This window comes from Nitrospirota bacterium (assembly GCA_016212215.1).
GTDB lineage: Bacteria > Nitrospirota > 9FT-COMBO-42-15 > HDB-SIOI813 > HDB-SIOI813 > JACRGV01.
Window position 1 is genome coordinate 23,640 of the sequence record JACRGV010000007.1, and the last position, 6,120, is coordinate 29,759.

The 6,120-nt window shown below is 40.7% G+C and carries 7 protein-coding genes and 1 pseudogene; all 8 read right to left on the reverse strand.

Going from position 1 to position 6,120, the window contains the following annotated elements; all coding sequences use genetic code 11:
• Nucleotides 1-82: 82 nt before the first annotated feature.
• Nucleotides 83-244 (reverse strand): hypothetical protein, encoded by a 162-nt coding sequence (locus tag HZA08_01000; protein ID MBI5192000.1) that lies wholly within the window; start codon nt 242-244, stop codon nt 83-85.
• A gap of 134 nt (nt 245-378) precedes the next feature.
• Entirely contained in the window at nt 379-570 is a 192-nt protein-coding gene (locus tag HZA08_01005; protein ID MBI5192001.1) for a type II toxin-antitoxin system HicA family toxin, read from the reverse strand.
• Nucleotides 567-767, reverse strand: a complete 201-nt coding sequence (locus tag HZA08_01010; GenBank protein ID MBI5192002.1) for a type II toxin-antitoxin system HicB family antitoxin — start codon at nt 765-767, stop codon at nt 567-569. The genes HZA08_01005 and HZA08_01010 overlap by 4 nt, the downstream gene beginning before the upstream one ends.
• Before the next feature lie 414 nt (nt 768-1,181).
• Nucleotides 1,182-2,207, reverse strand: a pseudogene (locus HZA08_01015) (DUF1016 domain-containing protein).
• Between the two features lie 99 nt (nt 2,208-2,306).
• Nucleotides 2,307-2,579 (reverse strand): hypothetical protein, encoded by a 273-nt coding sequence (locus HZA08_01020; GenBank protein ID MBI5192003.1) that lies wholly within the window; start codon nt 2,577-2,579, stop codon nt 2,307-2,309.
• 123 nt (nt 2,580-2,702) lie between these two features.
• Complete coding sequence (locus HZA08_01025; protein ID MBI5192004.1) at nt 2,703-3,554, reverse strand: Fic family protein; 852 nt, start codon at nt 3,552-3,554, stop codon at nt 2,703-2,705.
• Nucleotides 3,555-3,744: 190 nt separating this feature from the next.
• The gene (locus HZA08_01030) at nt 3,745-5,709 is read right to left on the reverse strand and encodes a hypothetical protein (protein MBI5192005.1); all 1,965 of its coding nucleotides are present in this window, start codon (nt 5,707-5,709) and stop codon (nt 3,745-3,747) included.
• Nucleotides 5,710-5,743: 34 nt separating this feature from the next.
• Nucleotides 5,744-5,932, reverse strand: a complete 189-nt coding sequence (locus HZA08_01035; protein ID MBI5192006.1) for a hypothetical protein — start codon at nt 5,930-5,932, stop codon at nt 5,744-5,746.
• Between the last annotated feature and the right edge of the window lie 188 nt (nt 5,933-6,120).

Here is a 6,120-nt window from a genome sequence, read left to right on the forward strand (position 1 = left end):
ACATTCATTTTTCATCGAAAATAACCTCAACTGAAATCGCAATCTCCTCCGCTTGACTACCTCACTATGCAGGAGTCTTTTCTCAATATTTGCTTTTTATTGCCCTTAAAACATGAAGTTCATACATCATTATGTCTTTAGGGAACTCTGTCCTAACTTCCTTTTCAATTTTCTTGAGTAATGAGGCCGGCATCTTCATGTCTCTGGCTACTTTTTGATAATCAAAATATTTTATCGTCTTCATGTTAATCTCTATATAATTCAGTATGGTGTCCCCCGAATTGAATTCCTCCTTATCAAAGGGGGAATAAAAGGGGGTTGTTGCTTGGCAGCAAGGATTTGTTCAACAAGGGTAACAAAGGGGTGCTGGATCATGTTTTATTTTGGGTCGGGAATTCCAATCTGTCTGCAAATCTTGATTGCCAGAAGGTCGGCAATTTCTGCATGTCTAGGGACAGTGGTTGATTTAGTTGTATCGGCAAGATTTATATAACGGGAGTGCTTTGCCCCTTCTCTTAATAGGACACACCCATGACGTTCTAAATGCCGTATTAATTCTTTTCTTTTCATACTTCAATTTCTTCTAATACAACATCAGTTTTGGGTAGCGATGAAATATCAATAGGTCTTTGCATTTCATGTATGGCATCTATAAGATTCTCTTTTGCTTCTTCAATGGTTTTTCCTTGTGTAAGCGCCCCAGGGACATCTTCTGACCATGCCACCCACCACTCTCCGTCCTTTACAAAAGTAGCTTTTATTTTCAATCTGCTCACCTCCTATTTAAAAATATTTTACCCTTTTCCCTCCACAATCGCAATTTCCTCTCCACCAAACATAATCATCCCAACAAATTCATAATAGACGATTTCCATTCCTTGTAATTTCCTTCCCTGACACTCTGGAAAAAGGCATCATAATCCTGTAGTCTGAATTCCGAGGCATACTTAATTCAGTGAATTAAATATACTGTCCCCGGAATTTACCAATCAGCCTCATCTACCATGTGTAGAAAGAGATCTTTCGCCGCCCAACGGGACGGCGATTGCATTTCAGTCTACCTTTTTTCTAACTTTTTTCTCAAATCCCTTTTCTTAGAATCTCCATCTAAATAAAAAGCAGTTATTAAAAAACCAACCTCTATGATTCTCTGTGTCCGCTTCTCTAAAATATCATGGCTGTCATTGCGATTGCAGACTTTTTATTCTTTCTATCATCTCTTCAGGAGATGGCAGATATTTTTTTAGTTCACGAGGCAGTTTTGCCGTCAGTTTATAGGTAGATACGCCTATCGGCTTTTTTGTATCCTTCAGCGCATACTCAACAATAGTGCGTCTTTTGTCCTTGCATAATATGATACCTATGGAGGGATTCTCATCCTGGAGTTTTGCTATATCGTTCAGGGCAGAAAGATAAAACTGCATCTTGCCGGCATATTCAGGTTTGAATGCGCCGACCTTCAACTCTATCGCCACAAGGCACCGCAGCTACCGGTGGTACAACAGCAAATCAATAAAAAACTCCTGCCCGTCTATCTCCATGCGGTATTGATTACCCACAAAGGCGAAGTAGCCGCCCATCTCTATTAAAAACTTTCTCACATTTTCAAGAATCGCCCTCTCAAGCTCCTTTTCTGAGTGCTCTTCGCCAAGCTCCAGAAAATCAAATGAATATTCATCTTTAACCGCCAGCTTTGCCTGATGTCTGTATTTTTCCGGTACAGCCTTATCAAAGTTTGTCTGGTTCGCCATATACCGTTCAAATGCACCTGCTTCAAGCTGGTTGCTCAGAACGTCTTTTGTCCACCCGAACTTCTTTGTTGTCCTGATATAAAACTCGCGACGGATGTCATCCTTGCAACGCTCCATGATAATCACATTTTTCGTCCAACTGATTTCTCGCACCAATGGTGCGAGTTTTTCATTTGAAAGATATGAGAGATAAAAATTTCTCATTCTCCATAGATTTGCGCTGGAAAACCCCTGCATCCCCGGAAACTCTTTTTGCAGATCTTTTGCCAGGGTCTCCACAATTGCCTTGCCCCAGCCAATCGCATCCTGCTTTGCCACTATTGATCTGCCTATATCCCAATACAGGTTTATAAGCTCTTTGTTTACGGCCTTGAGGGCCTCATATTGGGCTTTATATATGCGCTCCTTGATCTCTTTAAGAAATGAATTATAATCGGCGGTTATTACGACTGACATCTCATCTCCACTATTCAATAATTGCTGCTACCTCATCCTGTGTTTTCTCTACCTTGATCCCTGATAGCAATTATATAGAATCGTCCTAATTATTTCCTCTTATCCGGCTTTCTGCAAATTCTTTTTCTTTATCCCTGCCACGACTTTGGCTTTTCTTTGCTTTTCATTGCCACGCAGACGCTGAAATAAATCCCGCAGGCTGTAATTTGCTTGCCCTGCAAGCTCTTCACCTGCCTTACGAACTTCCTGAACAATCGGGTCCTTCCACATAATTATTCTCCTTTCATTGTTGGCATTAATTCTTCCGGCGTACAAATTACCGGCGTCGTTATTCCAAAAAATCAGAGATTCTGCTTGACATGAAACTTCCATTCGTTATAACACTTATAAGCCTCATCTACCATGTGTAGAAAGAGATCTTTCGCCGCCCTTCGGGGCGGCGTTTGCATTTTAGGCTACCTTTTTGCTTGATAACAATAAATAGAACCCGCTCAATTATTTTCCTTTATCTTCTTTAACACCCTTTAACAGACGATGTAACCAGATTTCAGTAAGTACAGATAAATCTTGCTTGTCTGCCAATCGAATGGCCTTGAGATATTCTTGCTTTTCCCTCGATTCAACAGATGCTGTTTCAGTAGGCGGCAGTTTTAATCTAATAAGAATAGCGGTCAATAAAATTCTACCTATACGGCCGTTTAAGTCTCTAAATGGATGAATCCATTGAAAACGCCAATCTGCCCATGCAAGCAGCTCTGCTATTTCTTTAATATTTATTGTCTTTTCTGCACTGGAAAGCCTTGTTGATAGGTCATCGCAATAGAGCTTCATAAGGGCAGGGACTTCATAAAATGACGGTGGCGTATGCTGTCCGACCTGAACATTTACATTCCTAAAGCGGCCTGCCCAGTCAAAGAGTGAACCTGCAATATCTTTGTGAAGAGTACAAATCCAATCTGTGGTAAATTGAATTCTCTCTGGAAGGGCATCTATAATCTTTTCTATTGCCTTTGTAACAGCAACTGCAATAATTTCATAAATCTCGGAATAAGATTTAATCCCTTGAACAGTCTCAAAATAGCGGGTTGAATCTATCGGTTGGGTGCTGTCTTCTCCCTCTCCAGAAGTTCCTTCAGGCGGCCTATATCCACAGGCTCCTTCTCGAACTCCATGGACTTTACTACCCAACTTAGCACCTTTTCCTGATAGGCTTTCCTGAGAGAGTTTATATCTTCGTGGTTTTTCTGCCACTTTTCCAGATTCTTCTGCAGGTTTTTTATGTTGAGCTTTTTTACTTGCCTTTTCATCTAATTTCCCTTTTTGATTCCTTTTATTAGAATTTAACATATAACACCTATAACTTACAACTGTCTCTAACGCTGCTTATCACATTGCATTCCAATTGCTGAATAATAGTGAACCTTATCTTGCTCTACATTAAGCCGGTGTCTTTTTCCAATATTTGCTTTTTATTGCCCTTAAAACATGAAGTTCATACATCACTTTGTCTTTAGGAAACTCTGCCTTAACTTCCTTTTCAATTTTCTTGAGTAGGGTTATTCATCTTCTGAACCATATAGTATTTACTTTTACCCTCAGGAGATTCTTGGTATACATTTCCCTGCTGACCATCAGCATTGAAAACTACCATAGCCTTTGCTTTCGATGGTGTTTCAGGATAAGGGAATGCCCTTTCGTATTCTTCAGTAATTGTGATATCAATTGTAGCGGTAAGATTTTTTATCTCCCCATGGATCATAACCTTTTGCTTCTTGGATGGCATGGAAGGAGTCAATTCAGGCTTTCCAATCTGACTGGAATTTGCAAATAACCCAAGTAGTCCTACTAAAGGGATTGTTTGTTCAAAAGATCCTTCAATCTGTGCGCCGGATTGTCGAATAATAATTCCATCCCAATCACCCCAGTGCCATTTACCATTAAGATCAAGAGGACTATCTGGGCGAGTACATAAGCCCTCCGCAAAAGGGAGACGAAATGCTCTTTCTGCTTCCGCCTCTTGTAGAATGGTCTGCTCCTTCTTATTTTCATTCTCTTTGGCTTCCTCAATTGCAATTTTTGCCTGCCCAACATTCCCATGGACATCAACTTCCCCTGCTAATTTGAAGGCTCCATTAATGATTCCCAATGCCTCATTAGCAAAACCAGTTTCCAAGTATTTATACGCTAAGTTTGCCATTGCAAGAGTATTCTTTAATTCTGCAGATTCTTTATAACTGGCGATAGACCTGCACGGTAATTGTAAGCCACTTAGCACGACTCCAAGGTTATTCAGGCAGGCACCATCTCGGTTATGGGTTTCCAGAAGTCTGTAATGATATAGACCAAGGTGTCGCCGGCTAAGTTCGTTATATTTATAAGCAGTCTGAAACCTTAAATTGTGGTCTGCTGGATTTAACTCTAACGCCCGCTCTGCATGTAACACAAAAGTTTCTTTGTCACCTTCCTTATCCGCCATATCTATAAGCGCCTTATATAGATGGTAGGCCGGTTCTTCATTCTTGTACTGTTGTAGTTTTTCTTCCATCAACTTCTTTCCCTCGGTAATCCTGCCGCCCATGAACATACATAATGCGGCTCTTCTATAATCAGAACATTTGTCTGAAGAATCAGATTCTAAATCGGCAGAAGTCAAAAACTCTCTGGTTGCTTTATCCCACATTTTCATGCTTTCTAAGGCAATGGCCAGTTGTCTATGGGCATCCTCATTTTTAGGGTTTGCGGCAACCAATTCTTCCAAATGTCTCAAAGCATTAACATCGCCAAGCATGTAGGAATTTCGAAGACACACTCCCTCCCATAATATTCGTTCTTTATCATCTAAAAGGGGTGTTGCATCCTCTCTAAAAATTCGCTGGCCCTTTTCTAAATTTTTCTCATGAATCAAGGCAATTATCATCCTGTTGATAGCTTCGTTTTTTCTTTCCTCTACCGTTTGTGGAGTTTCTGAGGCTTCTGCAGGTCTGGTTATTTCCGGTTGTTGTTCTTCGGAAAATGAGAGGGGTTGTTCTGCTATAGGTGGTTCCGAGGCAGCTTCGAAGGATACCATTTTAGACAAGCGTGTCCGAACTGCACCTATCATCTCAATTAACCTTCGAAAGGTATCTTCTAACGAATCACGCTGGAAGGGAACATATTCGAGATCTCCCTGAAGTTCAGGTAAGTTATCGATACCATTCTCGACCAGTAAAATTAACTCTTTTCCCTTGCCGATAGCATAGCCGCTTTCCTGAATTACCCAGTTCGATGTCGCGTAGAGCTCTTGACCGTCGAGCTTGCAACGGCGAGTAAAAATGCCGACGAAGATCGAATTATGGTCAATACGTTCTTTTACCTTTGTTGAAACCGATCTATTCTCAGCGGGCTCACCACTTTTGCACTCAACTCCAGCAGATCTAAGAAATTTTAGTATCTTGTCAACAAGTGGCCTATCTCTCTCATCGAACGAATGACCTGCGAATGCCTTTAACATTGTCTGATCCATTTTTAACCTTTAGATAAAACATCCCAACTCTTTATTATTTCTTAAACTCTTCAAGTTTGAGGTCTTTATGGGACACCCACTTTTTATTTTTCTTTTTCACTTCCATCGCTGAATAGTGGTCAACCTTGTCCTGTTCTATATCCTTCAATCTTAGATATTCCTTATAATCAAGGATTACGGCTACAGGTTTAGTATCTTCTTTTATGATTTGTGTTTTAATCATGATAAGCCTTTTGTCTGCTATCGCCCTTATGAATCTTTTTAATCTGCTTAGGGTCTGTCATGAAATAACCTATACATTTATGCATCTCATCTTCCGGCCATCTTTGTGTGCTCCTCAATCGCAACCCCTCAGCGTAGATTCAACTACGCCTTCGGGTTTGCTCAATCGGTCGCACTCAAACCTGACCG

Coding starts and splice junctions, on each gene's coding strand:
- HZA08_01000 (MBI5192000.1), bottom strand. CDS start 244: ATGAAGACGATAAAATATTTTGATTATCAAAAAGTAGCCAGAGACATG.
- HZA08_01005 (MBI5192001.1), bottom strand. CDS start 570: ATGAAAAGAAAAGAATTAATACGGCATTTAGAACGTCATGGGTGTGTC.
- HZA08_01020 (MBI5192003.1), bottom strand. CDS start 2,579: ATGGAAGTTTCATGTCAAGCAGAATCTCTGATTTTTTGGAATAACGAC.
- HZA08_01025 (MBI5192004.1), bottom strand. CDS start 3,554: ATGTTAAATTCTAATAAAAGGAATCAAAAAGGGAAATTAGATGAAAAG.
- HZA08_01030 (MBI5192005.1), bottom strand. CDS start 5,709: ATGGATCAGACAATGTTAAAGGCATTCGCAGGTCATTCGTTCGATGAG.
- HZA08_01035 (MBI5192006.1), bottom strand. CDS start 5,932: ATGATTAAAACACAAATCATAAAAGAAGATACTAAACCTGTAGCCGTA.